Below are 20,539 nucleotides of genomic sequence, written 5' to 3'. Positions count from 1 at the left end.
TGCCGCAGCGAGGCCTCGGACGCGATCCAGCGCTAGGCCAACCCTCGCTGCGGAGTTAGTGTTGCCCGGCCTCCCTTCACCAGGAATCAGAGAAAAGGCCCCGATTGTCATGCGAAACGCACAGCAGCCCTCAGGAATGCCGGTCCACCGCTACGTCCCCTTCCAGGACCTGATCACGGTCGAACTGCCGGACCGCACCTGGCCGGACAAGGTCATCACCAAGGCACCGCGGTGGTGCGCGGTTGACCTCCGGGACGGCAACCAGGCACTGATCGACCCGATGAGCCCGGCCCGCAAAATGAAGATGTTCGACCTGCTGGTCCGGATGGGCTACAAGGAGATCGAGGTCGGCTTCCCGTCCGCGTCGCAGACGGACTTTGACTTCGTCCGCCAGCTCATCGAGGGCCAGCACATCCCGGACGATGTCACCATCCAGGTCCTGACCCAGGCCCGGGAACACCTGATCGAGCGGACCTACGAATCGCTGGTCGGTGCCAAGCAGGCCATCGTCCACCTGTACAACTCCACCTCCGTCCTGCAGCGCCGCGTCGTGTTCAACCAGGACGAAGACGGCATCCTCGACATCGCCCTGCAGGGTGCCCGGCTGTGCAAGAAGTACGAGGAAACCCTCCAGGACACGCACATCACCTACGAGTACTCGCCGGAATCCTTCACCGGCACCGAACTTAGCTACGCCGTCCGCGTCTGCAACGCCATTGCCGACGTCTTCGAAGCCTCCGCCGACCGCCAGGTGATCATCAACCTGCCGGCCACCGTCGAAATGGCGACCCCGAACGTCTACGCCGACTCCATCGAGTGGATGAGCCGGCACCTGCACCCGCGGGAGGGCATCATCCTGTCCCTGCACCCGCACAACGACCGCGGCACCGGCGTCGCAGCGGCGGAACTGGGCTACCTGGCCGGGGCGGACCGGATCGAGGGCTGCCTCTTCGGCAACGGCGAACGGACCGGCAACGTGGACCTGGTCACCCTGGGCCTGAACATGTTCGTGCAGGGCGTCGACCCGATGATCGACTTCTCCGACATCGACGAGGTCCGCCGCACGGTCGAGTACTGCAACCAGCTGCCCGTGGCGGAACGCTCACCCTACGGCGGGGACCTGGTGTTCACCGCGTTCTCCGGATCGCACCAGGACGCGATCAAAAAGGGCCTGGAAGCGCTGGAGAAGGACGCCGCGGCCGCCGGCAAGGACGTGGCGGACTACGAATGGCAGGTCCCCTACCTGCCGGTAGACCCCAAGGACCTCGGCCGCAGCTACGAGGCCGTGATCCGGGTCAACTCGCAGTCCGGCAAGGGCGGCGTGGCCTACCTGCTGAAGAACGAACACAACCTGGACCTGCCGCGGCGCGCGCAGATCGAGTTCTCCGGCGTCATCCAGCGCCGCACGGACACCGTGGGGGGCGAAGTCAGCGGCGCCCAGCTGTGGCAGCTCTTCCAGGACGAGTACCTGCCCTCCGCCGCAGCCGAAGCCCAGTGGGGCCGGTACGCGCTCGGCGCGGTCAGCACTGAATCCGACGAGGACGGCGTGATGACCCTGACCGCCTCGCTCAAGGTCGACGGCAAGCAGGTGCGCCGCACCGGGACCGGCAACGGCCCAATCGCCGCACTCTTGAGCATCCTCGGCGAGGACGGCGTGGATGTGCGGGTGCTGGATTACAGCGAGCACGCCCTGTCCGAGGGCGGCAGCGCCCAGGCGGCCGCCTACGTCGAATGCGCCGTGGGGGAGCGGGTGCTGTGGGGCGTCGGCATCGACGCCAACACCTCCATGGCCTCGCTCAAGGCCGTCATTTCGGCCGTCAACCGCGCCATCCGGGACGCCCGCGCCTAAGCGGTCCCGCCGCCCCCCGCTGCGCTGCCGGATCACCGGCGGCGCAGCGGGGGGTTTCCCGGTGGCACCCTTTCCCGCCAGTCAGTGCGAAGATTAGCTGTGGCCCAACCTTCCTCCTTTGCTGCCCGCGCCTACCGCGACGACGGTGTGGTGCTGCGCACCCACAAGCTCGGCGAAGCGGACCGCATCATCACCCTGCTCACCAAGCACCACGGGCAGGTGCGGGCCGTCGCCAAAGGCGTCCGGCGCACCAGCAGCCGCTTCGGTGCCCGGCTGGAACCCTTCATGGTCGCGGACCTGCAGCTGATCTCCGGCCGCACCCTGGATGTGGTCACCCAGGCCGTCGCCAAGGGCGCGTATGGTTCCAGGATTGCCGCCGACTACGGCCGTTACACCGTCGCCGCCGCCATGACCGAGACGGCGGAAAAGCTCACCGACGTCGACGGCGAAGCCGGTACCGCCCAGTACAACCTGCTGGTGGGGGCCTTGGCCTCGCTGAGCCGCGGCGACCACGCCCCGGAGCTGATCCTGGACTCCTACCTGCTCCGTGCCCTGGCCACCGGCGGCTGGGCGCCGAGCTTCACTGTCTGTGCCCGCTGCGGCGCCCCGGGCCCGCACACCGCCTTCTCCGCCCCGCTGGGCGGCATGGTCTGCCCGGAGTGCCGGCCGCCGGGTTCGCCTGCGCCCGCGGCGGAGACGGTGCTGCTGCTGGGCGCGCTGCTGACCGGCAACTGGCCGGCGGCAGACGCCTCCCAACCGATCCACCGCCGGGAGGCGGCCGGCCTGGTGGCCAGCTACCTGCAATGGCACCTCGAACGAGTCCTGAAATCCCTCAAGCATGTGGAGCGAACGTAACTGTGGCCTTGGGCAAAACGAAGAATCCGGTCCGGCAGCGCACCACCCCCGTGCGGGCGCCATACCCGCACCCCTCCGGTGCCGTGCCGCCGGCCATCCCGGCGGAGTTCATTCCCCGGCACGTGGCGATCGTGATGGACGGCAATGGCCGCTGGGCCAACCAGCGCGGGCTGCCCAGGATTGAGGGGCACAAGGCTGGCGAACCGGCGCTGCTCGACGTGATGGCCGGGGCCATCGAGCTCGGCATCGAGCATGTCAGCGTCTACGCCTTCTCCACCGAGAACTGGCGCCGTTCGCCGGAGGAGGTGCGCTTCCTGATGGGGTTCAACAAGGACGTGCTGCGCCGGCAGCGCAACCAGCTGGACGACTGGGGCGTCCGGATCCGGTGGTCCGGCAGGCGGCCGCGGCTGTGGGGGTCCGTGATCCGGGAACTCGAAGAGGCTGAGGAGTACACCCGCGGCAATTCCACCTGCACCCTGAACATGTGCGTCAACTACGGCGGCCGGGCGGAGCTTGCGGATGCGGTGTCCGCCATCGCCGAGGAGGTGGCGGCCGGCCGGCTGAAGCCCGGCGCCATCACCGAGCGGACCATCCAGAAGTACCTGGATGAACCCGACCTGCCCGACGTGGACCTGTTCCTGCGCAGTTCCGGCGAACAGCGGCTTTCCAACTTCATGCTCTGGCAGTCGGCCTACGCCGAATTCGTCTTCCTGGATACCCTCTGGCCTGATGTGGACCGCCGCACCCTCTGGGAGGCGGTGGAGATCTACGCCCGGCGGGACCGCCGCTACGGCGGTGCGGTGGACGCCGCAGCCCCGACAGCCCAGGCCTGATCCGGCCTATCGGCCGCCGTCGTCAGCAGTACCCACGGATCCAGCGGGCCAGCCGGGCATAGGCGTCGGCGCGCACCTCGGGGGCCGAGAGGAAGACGTCGTGCAGGGCGCCGTCGATGCGTTCAACGGTGACCGTCCGCCCCAGGTTCAGTGCCCGTAGGGCTATCGTGTTGACGTCCAGGACCGCGTCCGTGCGCCGCATCGATTCCTGCCAGACCAGGCCGTTGGCGCTGGCAGTGGAGATCATCACCAGGACCGGCAGCTCCAATTCGAGTCCGCGCGCCACCTGGGCCTGGCCGGCGAGGACTGCGCGGAGCCAGCCGGCCCGGACCGGAAAGGCTTTCGGCGGCCGGTAGTTCTCGTCCAGGGCCCATTCTCCTTCTGCGGCGCTGCTGATGCTGCGCCAGTAGAAGGCGCGCTCCGGAAGCGGGATCACCGCTTCGGGACGCCACCGCGCCCACGGCCCCACCATGGCGTGCGCCGCCAGACGGACGGCCGGGCTGCCGTGCATCTCGAGCCACGGGCTGTCCAGGACCAGTTGTGCGGCGCTCCCGGGGTGCCGGCTGGCCCATAGTGCGGCTATCAGGCCGCCGGTGGAATGCCCCATCACCGTCACCGGCGGGGGAGCGGCCCCCTCGGCGGCCAGGGACCCGATGATACGCAGCGCGTGGTTGATTTCGGCGTCGTAATCCGCCAGGTCAGCCACGTAGCCGCCGCGCGTGCCGGGCCGCTGGCTCCGGCCGTGGTGGTGCAGGTCCAGGGCGAAGAACCCGAAACCCTGCGCGGCCCAGAATGCGGCGAGCTCCTGGTTGAAGAAGTAATCGCTCCACCCATGCAGGAACAGGACCGCGCGCCGCGGTGCCGCACCGGCCCCCGCGGCCGGGACGTGCCGGACCAGGGTGGCGGTCCGTTCGACGCCGTCGGCGCCGGCTGCCTGAAAGACGCATGCCGCAAAGTCATTGCCCAGGATGTCGGCCTGCCATTGCGGCTGCGCCGCCGCCTGGTCCCGGTTGGTCTCCAACGCGGTGCCGCTACAGGGCTGCCGCGGCGGCGCGGCCTGCCGTGCGGCCGGAGAACAGGCAGCCGCCCAGGAAGGTACCCTCCAGGGCCCGGTAACCGTGCATGCCGCCGCCGCCAAAGCCGGCCGCCTCTCCGGCGGCGAACAGGCCAGGCAGCGGGGAGCCGGCTTCATCCAACACCCGCGAGCGCAGGTCGGTCTGGATGCCGCCGAGGCTCTTGCGGGTGAGCACGGACAGGCGGACAGCCAGCAGGGGACCGTGCCGGGGGTCCAGCAACCGGTGCGGCGGCGCAACCCGCATGATCCGGTCCGTCGCGAAGCGGCGGGCGGCCCGGATCGCCGCGAGTTGCGGGTCTTTACCCAGGCCGCTGCCGAACTGCCGGTCCCGTGCCCGGACCAGCTCGTCCAGCGCGGCGGCGTCGATCAGCGGCGTGCCGGTGAGGCCGTTCATTTTCCCGGCAAGTTCCCGGGGATTGCCGGCCTGCAGGAAATCCACGCCCCGGTCCAGGAACCGTTGCAGCGGGCTATCAGCGGAGGGTCTGAGCCGCGAAGCCAGCAGTCGAATGTCCTTGCCGGTCAGGTCCGGATTCTGCTCCGAGCCCGAGAGCGCGAATTCCTTGAGCGCGATGGTCTTGTTCAGCACGAACCAGGAGTGGCTGTGGCCGGTGCCAAGGATGTGCCGGAGGGCGCCGAGCGAGTCGAAACCGGGAAAGAGGGGCGGGGGCAGCATCGTCCCGGTGGCGTCAAGCCACAGGGCCGAGGGGCCGGGCAGGATCCGGATGCCGTGCCGTGGCCAGACCGGGCTGTGGTTGTGGATGCCTTCCGGGTAGTGCCACATCCGGTCGCCGTTGATCAGGCGGCCGCCGGCACCTGCGACGGCGGCCAGGAACTCGCCGTCCACCGACGCCGGCACACCGCTCAGCAGGTACGCCGGCGCGGCGCCGTCGGGCCATTGACGACGGACCGCCCCGTGGTTCCCGCCGATGCCTCCGCTGGTCACGATCACCGCCCCGGCAGTGGCTTCGAAGGCGCCGCTGGCGGCCCGGGACGACTCTTCGCCGCGCGCAGCCCGGCTGTCCACCAGCACGTGGCCGCGCACCCCCGTCACCCGGCCGGCCGACGTCGTCAATTCGGTCGCACGGTGCCGGAAGTGCAGCGACACCCGGCCCGCCGCCACGCCCTCCCGAAGTTTCGCCAGGAAGGGAGCCACCAGCGCCGGGCCGGTGCCCCAGGCAACGTGGAACCGCGGCACGGTGTTGCCGTGCCCGTCGGGACCATAGCCGCCCCGCTCGGCCCACTGGACGAGCGGGAACAGCCGGACGCCGAGGGCGGCGAGCCAGGCGCGCTTCTCACCGGCCGCAAAGTCCACGTACGCCTCCGCCCACTGCCGCGCGTGGCTGTCCTCGGTCCGGTCGAACCCGGCAGAGGCCAGCCAGTCGGACAGGGCAAGGTCCGCGCTGTCGCGGACGCCCAGCCGGCGCTGCTCCGGGCTGTTGACCAGGAAGAGCCCGCCAAAGGACCAGTGCGCCTGGCCGCCGGCCGAGGCTTCCGGCTCCTGGTCCAGCACCGCCACGCGCCGCCCGGCCGCATAGGCCTCGGCCGCGGCCACCAGCCCGGCCAGGCCGGCCCCGACGACGACCACGTCCGCCGCCAGCCGCTGTTCGGGTGCCGCCGGTCGGATGCCTGGGTCCGCGTCGTCGCTGATCATGGCTTCATGCTAACGCCCGGCTGCCGGGGCGGAACGGATACCGACCGGTGTCGGCGGGCCTGGCAGGACGCACGTTTTGGTTTGTGCGGCCTGAACCGGAAAACTAGGGACCATGCGCGTGTACCCCACCTTCTTCCGGCTGGCCTTCTCCTGGATGGACGCCGAGCGCGCCCACAAAATTGGCTTCCGGGCCATCCGGCTGGCCGGCCGCTGCGGCGCCGGCCGGGTGCTCCACCGGTTTACCGCTCCATCGCCGGCCCTGCGCACCGAGGCGTTCGGCCTGACCTTTCCGTCGCCGTTCGGGCTCGCCGCAGGCTTCGACAAGGAGGGCCACGGCATCGAAGCGTTAACGGACCTGGGCTTCGGCCACGTGGAGGTCGGCACGATCACCGGCCAGGCCCAGCCGGGCAACCCGGCGCCCCGGCTGTTCCGGCTGATCGAAGACCGGGCCGTGATCAACCGGATGGGCTTCAACAACGACGGGGCGGCGGCGGTGGCCCCACGGCTGCGTGCGGCCCGCGCCGCGCTGCAGCGGCGCTACCCGGGTGTCCGGCCGGTGATCGGGGTGAATATCGGCAAGAGCAAGGTGGTGGAACTCGAGGACGCGGCCGCGGATTATCTGATCAGCGCCCGCAGCCTGGCCCCGGCCGCGGACTACCTGGTGGTCAACGTCAGCTCACCCAACACCCCCGGGCTCCGCCTGCTGCAGGACGTCGGAACCCTGCGTCCGCTGCTGGCCGCCGTCGGGGAAGCCGCGGACGCCGCGGCCGGACGGCACGTGCCGCTGCTGGTGAAAATCGCCCCGGACCTCAGCGACGAGGATATTGACGACGTCGCCCGGCTGGCCCTTGACCTGCGGCTGGACGGAATCATCGCCACGAACACCACCGTGTCGCGGACCGGACTGGCCTCGGCCGCGGCGCAGGTCGAAGCCTGCGGCGCCGGCGGCCTGTCCGGTGCACCGCTGAAGAAGCGGTCCCTGGATGTGCTGGCACGGCTGTCCCGCGCGACCGGCGGCGCGATCACGCTGGTGTCGGTGGGCGGAGTGGAATCGGCCCAGGACGTACGGGAACGGCTGGAGGCCGGCGCCACCCTGGTGCAGGGCTACACCGCTTTCCTCTACGAGGGCCCGTTCTGGGCCGCCCGGATCAACCGCCAGCTCGCCAAACACCCCGCCCGCCGCTGACACAGAAAGCCCCCGGCAGCTGAACTGCCGGGGGCCGTACTTCGGGCCGATCTCAGGCCGGGAACTCGCCGCGCTTGACCTGGGGCTTGGGCATCCGCAGGCGGCGGAACTGGAGGGAACGCATGGACCCGTACCAGACGGTGCCCCGCTCCACCTCGCCGAACTTCTCCGCCAACCGCTTCTTGAGCTTCCGCGACAGGATGAAAACGTCGACGAAGACCGCCAGGAACATCACCCAGAAACCGCCCAGCACATAGATCATCAGGTCGCTGCCCGCCGGAACCACCAGGGAAATCACGACAAAGACGAGGGCACCGAACATCAGGAATTCGCCCAGGCTGACCCGGGCGTCAACATAGTCGCGGGCGAAGCGCTTCTGCGGCCCCTTGTCCCGCAGCGGCAGGAACTTCTCGTCCCCGGTGTCCATGGCGCGGCGCATCTTCAGCCGCTGGTCGGCGATGGCGGTCCGTTCCGCGGCCTTGGAGGCCTTCCGGTCCTCCGGAACCAGCGGCCGTTTCCGTGCGGCGACCTGGGTGCTGCGCTTGGGCGTGGGCGCGCCCTTGCCGATCGCGACAGCCCGGGCTGTCGCCTCGGCCACCTGCTGGTCAACTATGTCTTGCGCCGCCGGCGCTTCCTTTTTACGTCCAAACACCCATATAGAATACCCTGCGGCGGAGCGGGTACGACGCACGGTACACCGGCTCCGGGAGCCGGCGGCCGCGCCGGGGGAGGGCCCGGTCGAAGCGCGCCCGGCACGCGGTCCCGGGCGCCCGGACAGCCGCGGCAGGCTGTTTGCCGTGGGAGAGGACACCGGTAGGGTTTTGGCCATGACTTCTTCTTCTGCAGGGATCCCGCAGGCCCCGGCCGCCGGCACCGACACGATCGACACCGCCGCCCTCCGCCACGCCGTCACCGAATCCTTCGATGCCACCGTGGAACAGCTGAAACACCTCGTCGCCATCCCCGGGATCGCCTGGCCCAGCTTCGATCCCGCCCCGCTGGACGCCAGCGCGGACGCCGTAGCCGGGCTGGTCCGGGCCGCCGGCTTCGAGGACGTCCGGATCCTCCGCTGCGACAAGGAGGACGGCACCCCGGGCGGCCCCGCGGTCGTGGCCCGGCGTCCGGCCGGCCCCGGCAAGCCCACCATCCTGCTCTACGCCCACCACGACGTCCAGCCGACGGGCGACCTGGCGCTCTGGGAGACCGAGCCGTTCACCGCCGTCGAGCGTGAAGGGCGTCTGTACGGCCGCGGCGCCGCGGATGACAAGGCCGGCATTATGGCCCACATCGCCGCCTACTCCGCCGTCTCCCGCGTGTTGGGGGACGAGTTGGGCCTCGGCGTCACCTTCTTCTTTGAGGGCGAGGAAGAGGCCGGCTCACCCACTTTCCGTTCCTTCCTCGAAACCCACCAGGAACTGCTGCGCTCCGACGTGATCGTTGTTGCCGACTCCTCCAACTGGAAGGTGGGCGTCCCGGCCCTCACCACCAGCCTGCGCGGTCTTGTGGACGGCACGATCGAGGTCAAGGTCCTCGACCACGCCGTCCACTCCGGCATGTTCGGCGGTCCCGTGCTGGACGCGCCGACGCTGCTGGCACGCCTCATCGCCACCTTGCACGATGAACAGGGGAGTGTCGCAATCGAGGGGCTGGTCGGACGCGACGACGCCACCGTGGACATGACCGAGGAGGAGTACCGGGCGGATGCTTCCGTACTCGACGGCGTCCGGCTCGCGGGCACCGGTTCCATCGCCTCGCGCCTCTGGACCAAGCCGGCGCTGTCCATTATCGGGTTTGACGCCCCCGCGGTGGACGTCGCGTCGAACACCCTGTTGCCGCGCGCCCGGGCCAAGTTCAGCCTGCGGCTTGCGCCGGGCCAGGATCCGGCGCAGGCCATGGAAGCGGTCCGGCGGCACGTGGAATCACACGCCCCCTTCGGCGCGGAGGTGGTGTTCACCCCGGGCGAGTCGGGTAACGCCTTCCTGACGGATACGACGTCCGCGGCCGCCAGGCTGGCACTCCGGGCCCTCGGCGAGGCCTGGGGCGTGCCGGCCGTCGAGACCGGGATCGGCGGTTCCATCCCGTTCATCGCGGACCTGACCGAGCTGTACCCGGACGTGCAGATCCTCGTCACCGGGGTGGAGGACCCGGATTCCCGGGCGCACAGCGCCAACGAGTCGCTGCACCTGGGCGACTTCCGGAACGCGATCATCGCCGAGGCGTTCTTGCTGGCCCGGCTGAACGCGGAGGGCCTGGGCTGAGCTGCGGTGCAACCCCGCTCTCCCGGGGAACACCCAGGCTGCCTGGACGGTTACGTCAGGAGTTAGAGCTACACCGCGGATCGACGTAGCATGTAGCTATAGCCCACACCGTATAAGTAGGGGCAGGCGCCGCTCAGGCGGGGCCGCCACGACCGTCGTCAGAAGGTAGGCCATGAGCACTACAACCAATGAACACAGCGCCGACACCACCGTGCAGGCGGATCAGGAGCTGGCCAGCCACGAGGTCCAGCTGACCGACGTCGCCGCCGGCAAGGTCCGCAGCCTGCTGGAACAGGAAGGCCGCACCGACCTTCGGCTCCGCGTGGCCGTGCAGCCCGGCGGCTGCTCCGGGCTGATCTACCAGCTGTACTTCGACGAGAGGCTGCTGGAGGGCGACGCCGTCCGCGACTACGACGGCGTCGAAGTCGTTGTCGACAAGATGAGCGTCCCGTATCTGAGCGGCGCCAGCATCGACTTCGAGGACACCATCTCGAAGCAGGGCTTCACGATCGACAACCCGAACGCGGGCGGATCCTGTGCCTGCGGGGACTCCTTCCACTAGGACTAAGGCCGGGCCGCCAGCCCGGCCTTAGTGCCGTCCAGGGGAGGTCTGCCGGAGCCTGAAAGACACCGGCGACCCACGGCGCGGACATGTGGGCGAAAACTCGCGGGGAGCGGTAAGCTCTACACCGAGTAGTAAAACTTTTAGTGTGCCCGGAACGCTACGGCGGCCGGGCGACAGCAACAAGTAGGAAGGGCCGTCTGTGAGTTCGCAGAACCGAACCGGCAGCCGACGCAAACAGATCACTACGATCACTGGCTTGGCACTAGCCGGCGCGTTGGCATTGACTGGATGTTCACCAGAGGTACAGAAAGGGTGGCTGCCCACTGAGCGTGGCACCACCAACCACACTGACCGCATCATGGACCTCTGGGTCAACTCATGGATTGCCGCCCTGGCCGTGGGTGTCATTACCTGGGGCCTGATGATCTGGTGCATCGTTGCCTACCGGCGGCGGAGGGGCACCGTTGGCTTCCCCCGCCAGAACAGCTTCAACCTGCCCCTCGAGGTCTTCTACCTGACGATCCCCGTGTTTATGGTCATGGTGTTCTTCTACTTCACCGACCGTGACCAGCAGGCGATCGACAACCGCGACCAGCCCGCCGATGTCGTCGTCGACGTCCGCGGCAAGCAGTGGGCCTGGGACTTCAACTACAAGAAGGGCGACGTCGTCACCGGCGACGTCCACGAGGCCGGCGTCCAGACCCACCTCACCGGCAACGACGTGGACCTGGAGAAAATGCCCACGCTGTACCTGCCGGTCAACAAGTCGGTGGACCTGGAGCTGAACTCCCGCGACGTGATCCACTCCTTCTGGGTTCCCGCCTTCCTGCAGAAGCGTGACATGATCCCCGGCAAGACCAACTACATCCGGTTCACCCCCACCAAGGAGGGAACCTACGACGGCAAATGCGCCGAACTTTGTGGTGAGTACCACTCCGAAATGTTGTTCCGCGTGAAGGTTGTCTCCGAGTCGGAGTTCACGTCCCACATGGACCAACTGCGCCAGGCCGGCAACACCGGGCTGCTCGGCGAAGAGTACGACCGCAACCCGGCCCCGACCGAGACAAAGTAAGGGGAGCGCGACGTGGCAACGACCTACTCTCAGCCCTCCGGGATCCTTGAGACTCCCGTAGTACCACGGTCCAAGGGACGCATCGTCGTCAACTGGATCACCTCAACCGACCACAAGACCATCGGGTTCATGTACCTGATCGCGTCCTTCATTTTCTTCTGCCTCGGCGGCGTGATGGCCTTGCTGATCCGGGCGGAGCTGTTCGAACCGGGGATGCAGATCCTGCAGACCAAGGAACAGTACAACCAGCTCTTCACCATGCACGGCACGGTCATGCTGCTGATGTTTGCGACGCCGCTGTTCGCCGGCTTCACGAACGTGATGATGCCGTTGCAGATCGGTGCCCCCGACGTCGCCTTCCCGCGGCTGAACGCACTGGCCTTCTGGTTCTTCCTCTTCGGCTCCACCATCGCCGTCTCCGGCTTCATCACGCCGCAGGGCGCAGCGTCGTTCGGCTGGTTCGCCTACGCGCCGCTGTCCAACACCACCTTCAGCCCGGGCATCGGCGGTGACCTCTGGGTCTTCGGCCTGGCGCTGTCCGGTTTCGGCACCATTCTTGGCGCCGTCAACTTCATCACCACCATCATCTGCATGCGCGCCCCCGGCATGACCATGTGGCGGATGCCGATCTTCACCTGGAACGCCCTGGTCACCTCCATCCTGGTGCTGATGGCTTTCCCGCCGCTCGCCGCAGCCCTGTTCGCCCTCGGCGCGGACCGCCGCTTCGGTGCGCACATCTTCGACCCGGAAAACGGCGGCGCCGTGCTCTGGCAGCACCTCTTCTGGTTCTTCGGCCACCCCGAGGTTTACATCATCGCGCTGCCGTTCTTCGGCATCGTCTCGGAGATCTTCCCGGTCTTCAGCCGCAAGCCCATCTTCGGTTACAAGGGTCTGGTGTACGCCACGATCGCCATCGCCGCCCTGTCCGTGACCGTCTGGGCCCACCACATGTACGTCACCGGTTCGGTCCTGCTGCCGTTCTTCTCGTTCATGACGATGTTGATTGCGGTCCCCACCGGCGTGAAGTTCTTCAACTGGATCGGCACCATGTGGCGGGGTTCCATCACCTTTGAAACCCCGATGCTCTGGAGCATCGGCTTCCTGGTGACGTTCCTCTTCGGTGGCCTCACCGGCATCATCCTGGCGTCGCCGCCGCTGGACTTCCACGTCTCGGACACCTACTTCGTGGTGGCGCACTTCCACTACGTCGTCTTCGGTACCGTCGTGTTCGCCATGTTCGCCGGCTTCTACTTCTGGTGGCCGAAATGGACCGGCAAGATGCTCAACGAGCGTCTGGGCAAGATCCACTTCTGGATGCTGTTCCTGGGCTTCCACGGAACCTTCCTGATCCAGCACTGGCTGGGTGTCATGGGCATGCCCCGCCGCTACGCGGACTACATGCCGCAGGACAACTTCACCTGGATGAACCAGTTCTCCACGTACGCGTCCTTCCTGCTGGGCGCGTCCATGATCCCGTTCTTCTGGAACGTGTACATCACCTGGCGCAGCAACCAGAAGGTCATGGTCGACGACCCCTGGGGCTTCGGCGCTTCGCTTGAATGGGCGACGTCCTGCCCGCCGCCGCGGCACAACTTCACCTCGCTGCCGCGGATCCGCTCGGAACGTCCGGCCCTGGACCTGCACCACCCCGAGCTCGCCCAGAACTACACGATCGACACTCCTGCCCCGGCAGCAGCGACGCTCGGTAACGCCGACCAGAAGGATCAAGCCCAGTGAAGATCGAATCACGGATTTTTGGACTCGGAGTCTTCTTTTTCATCCCGGTCTCCGTCATCTACGGTTTCCTGACCGGCTGGTCGGAATGGGTTGGCATCCTCGGCGTCCTGCTGCTTGGCGGCCTCGCCGGCATGGTCGGCGCCTACCTGGGCTTCACCGGACGGCGTGTCGGTCTGCGTCCCGAGGACCGCAGCGACGCTGAAATCCACGAGGGGGCCGGCGAACAGGGCCACTTCAGCCCGTGGAGCTGGTGGCCGCTGGTCCTCGGTCTGGCCTGCGCCGGTGGCTTCCTGGGGATTGCCATTGGCTTCTGGATCACCTTCATCGCCGGTGGCCTGGCTATCGTCGCGTTGATTGGCTGGGTCTACGAATACAGCCGCGGCGACCACGCCCACTAGGTTCCGCGCACGCTGAGAACGACGACGGCGGGCCCCACCAATTTGGTGGGGCCCGCCGTCGTTTGCGTTGCGTGGGGGCCGCTCCGTGGAGCCGTTCGCCGCGGGGCGCTCAGCCGGCCTGGGCAGCGAGCAGTGCGCCGAGACCGGCCAGGACCCGCTCGGCGTCGGCCGTGCTCGAACCTTCCGGGATGGCCTCCGGGCGGATCTCGAGTTCAACTTCGCAGCCGCAGCCGAAGTCCTCCATCATGACCTCCAACAGGGAACGGGCGTCGACGCCGGGCCTGCCGTCCTTGCTGATGGTGACCGGCAGCCCGCTTCTGGTGACCGCACGGACAAAGGCCGCGGCGGGCCGGGCATGCAGTCCGATGGAGGCTTGGACGACCGCCTTGAGTGTTGGCAAGGATGCTCCTCGTGATGGCGCGCCCGGAAGGCTGCGACGAATGCGTGGGGGCCGTACGTCAGCGGCGGGGGAGCCGCCGCGGGAAGGGCCATACCAGCCTAGCCCGGGGGAGGAGCCCGCGCGAACCGGGGCCGCCCGCTGGTCTAGACCTGTGCCGCCGGTGCCCTAGGCTTGAGGTATGAACGATTATGGCTGGTGCAGTGGTGGGGTCTAACGCGGCCAGGATGCCCGGCGAGATTGACCGGACCAGCGGCGTCCCCATCTATGTTCAACTGCGGGAGATCCTCCGCGCGCATATCGCCAGCGCGTGCCCTCCCGGGTCGGCCCTTCCGTCGGAGCGTGACCTCTCGGAACGCTTCGGACTGGCGAGGATGACCGTGCGCCAGGCCATTGACGCCCTGGTCGGCGAGGAAGTCATTGAGCGCGTTGTCGGGCTCGGCACCTTCGTGCGGAAGCCCAAGCTGGACCTGCAGGTCAAGCTCACCTCCTACAGCGAGGAAATGCAGCGCCGCGGCATGGTTCCGGCGGCGAAGGTGCTGAGCTTTGAGCAGATCGGTGCCAGCGCCTTCCTGGCCAGGGAACTGCAGCTCGAGGAGGGGACGCAGCTCGTCCGCTTCCGGCGCCTGCTGCTGGCCGACAGCGAACCCATGAGCGTTGATGAGAACTTCATTCCGGCGCACCGCGTGCCCGGACTGCTCGACGGGGCGCCGCCGACGTCGCTCTATAACGTGCTGAGCGAACGCTACGGCCTGGTGATGGAATGGGGGGAGGACATGATCGAGGCGACCGCGGCCTCGCCGTCGACCGCGCGGCTCCTGAACGTGGAGATCGGTTCGCCGCTGTTGAAGATCCAGCGGCATGCCTTCGTCGCACGGGCCATGGTGGACTACTCCGTCTCGTATTACCGTGCCGACCGGTACAAGCTGTGGGTGCCCCTGCAGCGTCCGGGGGTGCGGCCAACCCGCAACTACGTCACCGGCTACCGGCCCTGACCCGGCGGCAGCGGGGGAGGAGACGAAAAGGCCCGGTCCTGGTGGACCGGGCCTTTTCGCTGACTATGGCGGTGCTTAGCGGCTGAGGCTCTTCTGCTCCGGAGCCGCTTCGATCGATTCGTGCTCGCCGTGGTGGCTGTGCGCCGCCGCCAGCTCGGACGGGGTCGCCGGGGCCACCCGGTCCTCGAAGAACCACTTGGAGAGCATCGCGCGGCGCTTCTCCTTGCTGTCCACGACGCCGTTGCTGTTCGGCTGGGCGGGGATGACCATCGGGGATTCGAAGCCCACCAGCTTGTAGCGCTTGTACTCGTCCAGCGGGGCGTGCACCTCGATGAACTCGCCGTGCGGCAACCGTACGATCCGGCCGGTTTCACGGCCGTGCAGGGCAATCTCCCGGTCCTTGCGCTGCAGGGCCAGGGCCACCCGCTTCGCCACGATGAACCCGATGACCGGGCCAATGAAGAACAGTGCCCGGAGCCAGTAGGTCACGTCATTGAGGGACACGTGGAAGTGCGTGGCGATCAGGTCGGAGCTGGCCGCAGCCCACATCACGCAGTACCAGATGAAGCCTGCGACGCCGATGCCCGTGCGGGTCGGGGCGTTGCGGGGACGGTCGAGGACGTGGTGCTCGCGGTCGTCCTTGGTGATCCAGCGCTCAATCCACGGGTAGGTGAACATGACGGCGAACAGGATGCCCGCGGGGACCAGGGCCGGCAGCAGCACGTTGAAGCTGAAGACATGGCCGAACCAGACCTGCTCGACGTGCCAGTTGCCGAAGGTGCCCGGCATCAGGCGCAGCGCACCGTCAACGAAGCCGATGTACCAGTCAGGCTGGGTGCCGGCCGAGACGGGGGACGGGTCGTAGGGACCGTAGTTCCAGATCGGGTTGATCGTGAAGAAGCCGGCCATCAGGGCGATGACGCCGAACACGATGAAGAAGAACCCGCCGGCCTTGGCCGCGTAGACCGGGCCCAGGGGATAGCCGACGACGTTGCCGTCATTGCGGCCCGGCCCGGGGTACTGGGTGTGCTTGTGCACGACCACCATAAAGAGGTGCACCGCGATCATCAGCAGGATGAGTGCCGGCACCAGCAGGATGTGGAGCATGTACAGCCGGCCGATGACGGCCGTGCCCGGGAATTCTCCGCCGAAGAGGAAGAACGAGATGTAGGTGCCGATCACCGGAATGGCCTTGATGACGCCGTCGATGATGCGCAGCCCGTTGCCGGAAAGGAGGTCATCGGGGAGCGAGTAGCCGGTGAAGCCGGCAGCCATCGCGAGGATGAGCAGCACGCTGCCCACCACCCAGTTCATTTCACGTGGCTTGCGGAACGCGCCGGTGAAGAATACGCGCAGCATGTGCACGGACACCGAAGCGACGAACAACAGCGCGGACCAGTGGTGGACCTGACGCATGAACAGGCCGCCGCGGACATCGAAGGAGATGTTCAGCGTCGAGTCGTAGGCGACCGACATTTCGACGTTGTTCAGTGGCAGGTACGAACCCTGGTAGCGGGTTTCCGCCATGGACGGGTCGAAGAAGAACGTCAGGAAGGTGCCCGAGAGCAACAGGATGACGAAGGAGTACAGCGCCACTTCACCGAACATGAACGACCAGTGGTCCGGGAAGACTTTGCGGCCGAACTCGCGGAGGATGCCCGATCCGCCCACGCGCTGGTCAACGAAATCGGTAATGCGGCCGCCCTTGGTCTTGGCGACGAAGGTGGGGGTGTTAGCTGTTGACGTTGCGCTCATGCTCATCACGCTCCCAGTAGCTAGGTCCAACAGGTTCTTTGAAGTCGCTCGTCGCGTAGAGGTAGCCCTCGTCGTCGACGGCGATGGGCAGCTGCGGGAGCGGCCGGCTGGCCGGGCCAAAGATAACCTTGCATTCCTGGGTCAGGTCGAAGGTGGACTGGTGGCACGGGCAGAGCAGGTGGTGCGTCTGCTGTTCGTAGAGGGCAACAGGGCAGCCAACGTGGGTGCAGATCTTGGAGTACGCAACGATGCCGTTGTAGCTCCAGTCCTCCCGGCCCGCGGACGGGTGGAGGGAGTCGGGGTTGAGGCGCATCAGGAGAACGACGGCCTTGGCCTTTTCGTTCAGCTTGCCCTCGTGCAGTTCGTTCAGGCCTTCCGGGATCACGTGGAAGGCAGAACCGATAGTGACGTCAGAAGCCTTGATGGGCGTGCCATCAGGGTCCCGGGTGAGCCGCTTGTGCTTGCCGTCAACGGGAGCCCACATGGTGTGGGCCAGCGTCTTGTCCGGCCGCGGGCCCAGGTCGCCGAAGATGGCGAGGGCGGGCAGCGGGGCAAGTGCGACGGCGCCGAGCAGCGTGTTGCGGATCAGCGGACGGCGCTTGATGCCGGTTTCCTCGACAATGTCGTCGACGATCCGGACGGCGGCCAGCCGGTCCTCTTCGGTGCGGAGCGCGTGGCGTTCCTCCGAAACTTCGTGGTCCGGCATGAGGGCCTTGGCCCAGTGCACAATGCCGGTGCCGATGCCGAGCATGGCAAAGGCGGTGCCGAGGCCCAGCAGCGTGTTCTGCAGCCGGATGGTGGTGATCGAGGAGTCAGGTCCCAGATCAATGGCGAAGTACGCCACCAGGAATATCAGGGTGCCCACGACCGAGACACCGAACAAAACGGCCACCTGCCGTTCCGCTCGTTTTGCGGCTCTCGGGTCCGTGTCAGCCAGGCGCAAACGATGCGGGGGAATTCCAGGATCCTGGAACTTCTCCACCTCATTCTGACCAGCCGTAGCTACGGTGCCCGAGTGGTTCGGACTGCCGTCACTATGGTTGCCCATAATTCGCCTCATCCTTCTCTCGTCTCGACCAGTGTCGAGTTAGGTTTCAATTCGACCTGCTGACGTGTCAGCAGACAATTCTTACAAGTGCCGCGGGTGTCCTAGGACGTCCGCGAAGTCAGCCAGATGGTGAAGGCGATGATGACGCCCAGTCCGGCGATCCAAACAAACAGGCCTTCGGACACCGGGCCCAGCGAGCCCAGGTCGTTGCCGCCGGGGGAGCCGTTGGCTTCGATCTGCTTCAGGAAGGTGATGATGTCGCGCTTGCCCTCGGGGGAAACGTTTGCGTCGGAGAAGACCGGCATGTTCTGCGGGCCGCTCACCATGGCCTCGTAGATGTGCTTGCCCGAGACATCCGCGAGGGCCGGAGCAAACTTACCGCGGGTCAGCGCACCACCGGCGGCAGCGGCGTTGTGGCACATGGCACAGTTCACGCGGAACAGTTCGCCACCCTTGGCGGCGTCACCCTTCTCGTCGAGGACACCTGCCTCAGGGATGGACGGGCCGGGGCCGAGCGAAGCAACGTAGGCGGCGAGCTGGTGGGTCTGCTCGTCGTTGAACTGGGCAGGCTTCTTGTAGGCCTGCGGGCCGTTCATCTGCATGGGCATACGTCCGGTGCCGACCTGGAAGTCAACGGCGGCGGCGCCGACGCCAACAAGCGACGGTCCGGCAGGGGAGCCGCTGGCGCCCATGCCGTGGCAGGTGGCGCAGTTGGCGGCGAAGAGCTTGCCGCCCTCCTCTGTGTCACTTGCACTGAAGCTGGTGGTGTCGGCCTTGGCCTGGTTGACGGTGGTGGCGACGGCGTATAGCCCACCAGTGATGAGGAGTCCCATCAGCATCAACGCAACTGCTGCTAGTGGATGACGTCGCTTCTGCGAAAGTGCCTTCACGTGGTGGTTCCTTTATTCGATCCTGCGTTGGCTCCGGGAGCCGCTTCTTGAAATTCTGCCTCTTGTAGAAAAAGAGTCAAGGCGTGGCTACTTGAGGACGTAGATGACCAGGAAGAGGCCGATCCACACGACGTCGACGAAGTGCCAGTAGTAAGAGGTGACGATCGCCGAGGTGGCCTCGAAGTGTCCGAACTTCTTCGCCGCGAAGGACCGTCCAATGATGAGCAGGAAGGCAACCAGGCCGCCGATGACGTGCAGGCCGTGGAAACCGGTGGTCATGTAGAACGCCGAGCCGTAGGCATTGGAGGAAAGCGAGACGTGCTCGGAGACGAGCAGGGCGTACTCGGTCGTCTGGCCGGCCACGAAGAACGCACCCATGATGAATGTGAGTGTGAACCACTCGTTCATTCCCCAGCGGGTGAAGCTCAGGGGCCCGCCAAGCCTGCGCGGCTGGAGCCGTTCGGCGGCGAAGACGCCCATCTGGCAAGTGAAGGAACTTGCCACGAGGACGATGGTGTTTACGAGCGCAAAGGGGAAGTTGAGCTTGGCTGTCTCTTCGGCCCACATCTGTCCGGAGGTCGAACGGAGTGTGAAGTACATGGCAAAGAGACCGGCGAAGAACATCAACTCACTGGACAGCCACACAACGGTTCCAACAGAAACCATGTTTGGGCGGTTCAGCGTCGGGTGCGCCGGGGTACTGGGGGCATGGGTCGCAGATGTCACATAGACATTATGTCTGTAAAAGTCCGTGCTGCCCAACGCAAACCGCCTTTTCAGGGGACTTTTTCTACAAAGACGCGAAATCGCGCGGAAAAGTTCCCGGGGGGCTTCGCATTGGGCAATGCAGCCCGCGCCTCGATAGCATCGGAAGGTGACTTCTCAGGCATCTGCACAGGCGGTAGGAAAGACGTGGCCGCGCCTCATCGGCGCCCTGATCAACGGCACGAACCTCAGTGCCGAGGACACCCAGTGGGCCATGGCATCGATCATGGCGGGTGAGGCAAGCCCTGCCCAGGTGGCGGGATTCCTGGTGGCGCTCCGTTCCAAGGGTGAAACCGTGGATGAGCTGTCAGGACTCGTCGAGGCGATGATCGCCAATGCGAACCCCATCGAGATTGCTGGCGAGAAGCTCGATATCGTGGGGACCGGCGGTGACCAGCAGAACACCGTCAATATCTCCACGATGGCGGCCCTGATCAGCGCGGGCGCCGGGGCCAAGGTGGTCAAGCACGGCAACCGTGCAGCGTCCTCCACGTCCGGTTCGGCCGATGTGCTGGAGGCCCTGGGCGTGCGGCTGGACCTCCCTATTCCCCGGGTGGCCCGCAACGCCGAGGACGCCGGCATTACCTTCTGCTTCGCCCAGGTGTTTCACCCGTCGATGCGGCATGCCGCCGTCGCCCGCCGTGAGCTCGGCGTGCCAACGGCCTTTAACTTCCTGGGCCCGATGATCAATCCCGCCAACGTGCAGGCATCCGCCGTCGGGGTGGCCAACGAGCAGATGGCGCCGCTGGTGGCGGGAGTCCTCGCCAAGCGCGGCAGCCGGGGACTGGTGTTCCGCGGCAACGACGGGCTCGATGAGCTGACCACCACGGGACCCTCCCATGTGTGGGAGATCCGGGGCGGCGAGGTCACCGAATCAACGTTCGATCCCCGCGAGCTGGGGATAAGGCAGGCCACGCTGGCGGAGTTGCGCGGGGGCGCAGCGGTGGACAACGCCGCCGTCGTCCGGGAGGTCCTGGCCGGCGAACCGGGACCGGCACGGGATGCCGCGCTGCTGAACGCCGCCGCCGGTTTGGTGGCGTTTGACCTCGACGCGGCCGGTGCACTGACGGAGCGGATGGCGGCCGCGATGACCCGCGCGGAAGAGTCCATCGCCTCCGGAGCCGCCGCTGCCGTGCTGGACCGGTGGGTCGCGCTGACCCGGGAGTAACCCGGCCGGCATGGTGCCGGCGCGGATCCGGCAGGCGGTACG

19 protein-coding genes are annotated in these 20,539 nt (G+C 67.1%); 11 read left to right on the top strand and 8 right to left on the bottom strand.

The window, feature by feature from the left end:
* Nucleotides 1-109: 109 nt before the first annotated feature.
* The 3 genes from leuA (at nucleotide 110) to AC3ANP_RS14340 (ending at nucleotide 3,537) form a co-directional block, all read left to right on the top strand.
* Nucleotides 110-1,849: a 2-isopropylmalate synthase gene (gene leuA, locus AC3ANP_RS14350; RefSeq protein ID WP_488330820.1), complete on the top strand. Its 1,740-nt coding sequence runs from the start codon at nucleotides 110-112 to the stop codon at nucleotides 1,847-1,849.
* Nucleotides 1,850-1,948: 99 nt separating this feature from the next.
* Nucleotides 1,949-2,704 (top strand): DNA repair protein RecO, encoded by a 756-nt coding sequence (gene recO, locus AC3ANP_RS14345; RefSeq protein WP_488330819.1) that lies wholly within the window; start codon nucleotides 1,949-1,951, stop codon nucleotides 2,702-2,704.
* A gap of 2 nt (nucleotides 2,705-2,706) precedes the next feature.
* Nucleotides 2,707-3,537 carry an isoprenyl transferase gene (locus tag AC3ANP_RS14340; protein ID WP_488330818.1) on the top strand — a complete coding sequence of 277 codons (831 nt, stop codon included), beginning with the start codon at nucleotides 2,707-2,709 and terminating at the stop codon, nucleotides 3,535-3,537.
* A gap of 22 nt (nucleotides 3,538-3,559) precedes the next feature.
* Here AC3ANP_RS14340 and AC3ANP_RS14335 read toward each other — a convergent pair whose 3' ends face one another.
* Complete coding sequence (locus AC3ANP_RS14335) at nucleotides 3,560-4,558, bottom strand: alpha/beta hydrolase (protein WP_488330817.1); 999 nt, start codon at nucleotides 4,556-4,558, stop codon at nucleotides 3,560-3,562.
* 10 nt (nucleotides 4,559-4,568) lie between these two features.
* On the bottom strand, nucleotides 4,569-6,263 hold the full coding sequence (locus AC3ANP_RS14330; RefSeq protein WP_488330816.1) for an FAD-binding dehydrogenase: 1,695 nt from the start codon (nucleotides 6,261-6,263) through the stop codon (nucleotides 4,569-4,571).
* 112 nt (nucleotides 6,264-6,375) lie between these two features.
* On the opposite strand from AC3ANP_RS14330, the gene AC3ANP_RS14325 reads away from it, so the two are divergent.
* A complete protein-coding gene (locus AC3ANP_RS14325) occupies nucleotides 6,376-7,449 on the top strand; it encodes a quinone-dependent dihydroorotate dehydrogenase (protein ID WP_488330815.1) in 1,074 nt (357 codons plus the stop codon).
* Between the two features lie 52 nt (nucleotides 7,450-7,501).
* Here AC3ANP_RS14325 and AC3ANP_RS14320 read toward each other — a convergent pair whose 3' ends face one another.
* Complete coding sequence (locus tag AC3ANP_RS14320; RefSeq protein ID WP_488330814.1) at nucleotides 7,502-8,101, bottom strand: DUF3043 domain-containing protein; 600 nt, start codon at nucleotides 8,099-8,101, stop codon at nucleotides 7,502-7,504.
* A 175-nt stretch (nucleotides 8,102-8,276) separates the two neighbouring features.
* Between AC3ANP_RS14320 and AC3ANP_RS14315 the strand changes: the two genes are divergently transcribed.
* From AC3ANP_RS14315 to AC3ANP_RS14295, 5 genes are all read left to right on the top strand, one after another.
* A complete protein-coding gene (locus AC3ANP_RS14315; protein WP_488330813.1) occupies nucleotides 8,277-9,707 on the top strand; it encodes a M20/M25/M40 family metallo-hydrolase in 1,431 nt (476 codons plus the stop codon).
* Nucleotides 9,708-9,879: 172 nt separating this feature from the next.
* A complete protein-coding gene (locus tag AC3ANP_RS14310; protein ID WP_354236247.1) occupies nucleotides 9,880-10,269 on the top strand; it encodes a HesB/IscA family protein in 390 nt (129 codons plus the stop codon).
* 202 nt (nucleotides 10,270-10,471) lie between these two features.
* Nucleotides 10,472-11,344, top strand: coding sequence for an aa3-type cytochrome oxidase subunit II (ctaC, locus tag AC3ANP_RS14305; protein WP_488330812.1), 873 nt, complete (start codon nucleotides 10,472-10,474; stop codon nucleotides 11,342-11,344).
* Between the two features lie 12 nt (nucleotides 11,345-11,356).
* Complete coding sequence (gene ctaD, locus AC3ANP_RS14300; protein ID WP_488330811.1) at nucleotides 11,357-13,081, top strand: aa3-type cytochrome oxidase subunit I; 1,725 nt, start codon at nucleotides 11,357-11,359, stop codon at nucleotides 13,079-13,081.
* On the top strand, nucleotides 13,078-13,479 hold the full coding sequence (locus AC3ANP_RS14295) for a cytochrome c oxidase subunit 4 (protein ID WP_488330810.1): 402 nt from the start codon (nucleotides 13,078-13,080) through the stop codon (nucleotides 13,477-13,479). The genes ctaD and AC3ANP_RS14295 overlap by 4 nt, the downstream gene beginning before the upstream one ends.
* 109 nt (nucleotides 13,480-13,588) lie before the next feature.
* Here the strand turns inward: AC3ANP_RS14295 and AC3ANP_RS14290 are convergent, their stop codons facing one another.
* A complete protein-coding gene (locus AC3ANP_RS14290; RefSeq protein ID WP_488330809.1) occupies nucleotides 13,589-13,879 on the bottom strand; it encodes an HPr family phosphocarrier protein in 291 nt (96 codons plus the stop codon).
* A 224-nt stretch (nucleotides 13,880-14,103) separates the two neighbouring features.
* On the opposite strand from AC3ANP_RS14290, the gene AC3ANP_RS14285 reads away from it, so the two are divergent.
* A complete protein-coding gene (locus AC3ANP_RS14285; protein WP_488333071.1) occupies nucleotides 14,104-14,871 on the top strand; it encodes a GntR family transcriptional regulator in 768 nt (255 codons plus the stop codon).
* Between the two features lie 75 nt (nucleotides 14,872-14,946).
* On the opposite strand, the gene qcrB is transcribed toward AC3ANP_RS14285, so the two are convergent.
* The 4 genes from qcrB to ctaE all read right to left on the bottom strand — a co-directional run bounded on the left by qcrB (nucleotide 14,947) and on the right by ctaE (nucleotide 19,326).
* Entirely contained in the window at nucleotides 14,947-16,626 is a 1,680-nt protein-coding gene (qcrB, locus tag AC3ANP_RS14280) for a cytochrome bc1 complex cytochrome b subunit (RefSeq protein WP_488330808.1), read from the bottom strand.
* A complete protein-coding gene (gene qcrA / locus AC3ANP_RS14275) occupies nucleotides 16,604-17,674 on the bottom strand; it encodes a cytochrome bc1 complex Rieske iron-sulfur subunit (RefSeq protein ID WP_488330807.1) in 1,071 nt (356 codons plus the stop codon). Before qcrA ends, qcrB begins: the two co-directional genes overlap by 23 nt.
* Before the next feature lie 101 nt (nucleotides 17,675-17,775).
* Complete coding sequence (gene qcrC, locus AC3ANP_RS14270; protein WP_488330806.1) at nucleotides 17,776-18,564, bottom strand: cytochrome bc1 complex diheme cytochrome c subunit; 789 nt, start codon at nucleotides 18,562-18,564, stop codon at nucleotides 17,776-17,778.
* 87 nt (nucleotides 18,565-18,651) lie between these two features.
* A complete protein-coding gene (ctaE, locus tag AC3ANP_RS14265; protein WP_488330805.1) occupies nucleotides 18,652-19,326 on the bottom strand; it encodes an aa3-type cytochrome oxidase subunit III in 675 nt (224 codons plus the stop codon).
* A 112-nt stretch (nucleotides 19,327-19,438) separates the two neighbouring features.
* On the opposite strand from ctaE, the gene trpD reads away from it, so the two are divergent.
* Complete coding sequence (gene trpD / locus AC3ANP_RS14260) at nucleotides 19,439-20,497, top strand: anthranilate phosphoribosyltransferase (protein ID WP_488330804.1); 1,059 nt, start codon at nucleotides 19,439-19,441, stop codon at nucleotides 20,495-20,497.
* The last annotated feature ends 42 nt before the right edge of the window (nucleotides 20,498-20,539 follow it).

It is taken from the genome of Arthrobacter sp. JB02-1C (assembly GCF_057748045.1).
This window is presented reverse-complemented; position numbering and strand designations above follow the sequence as displayed.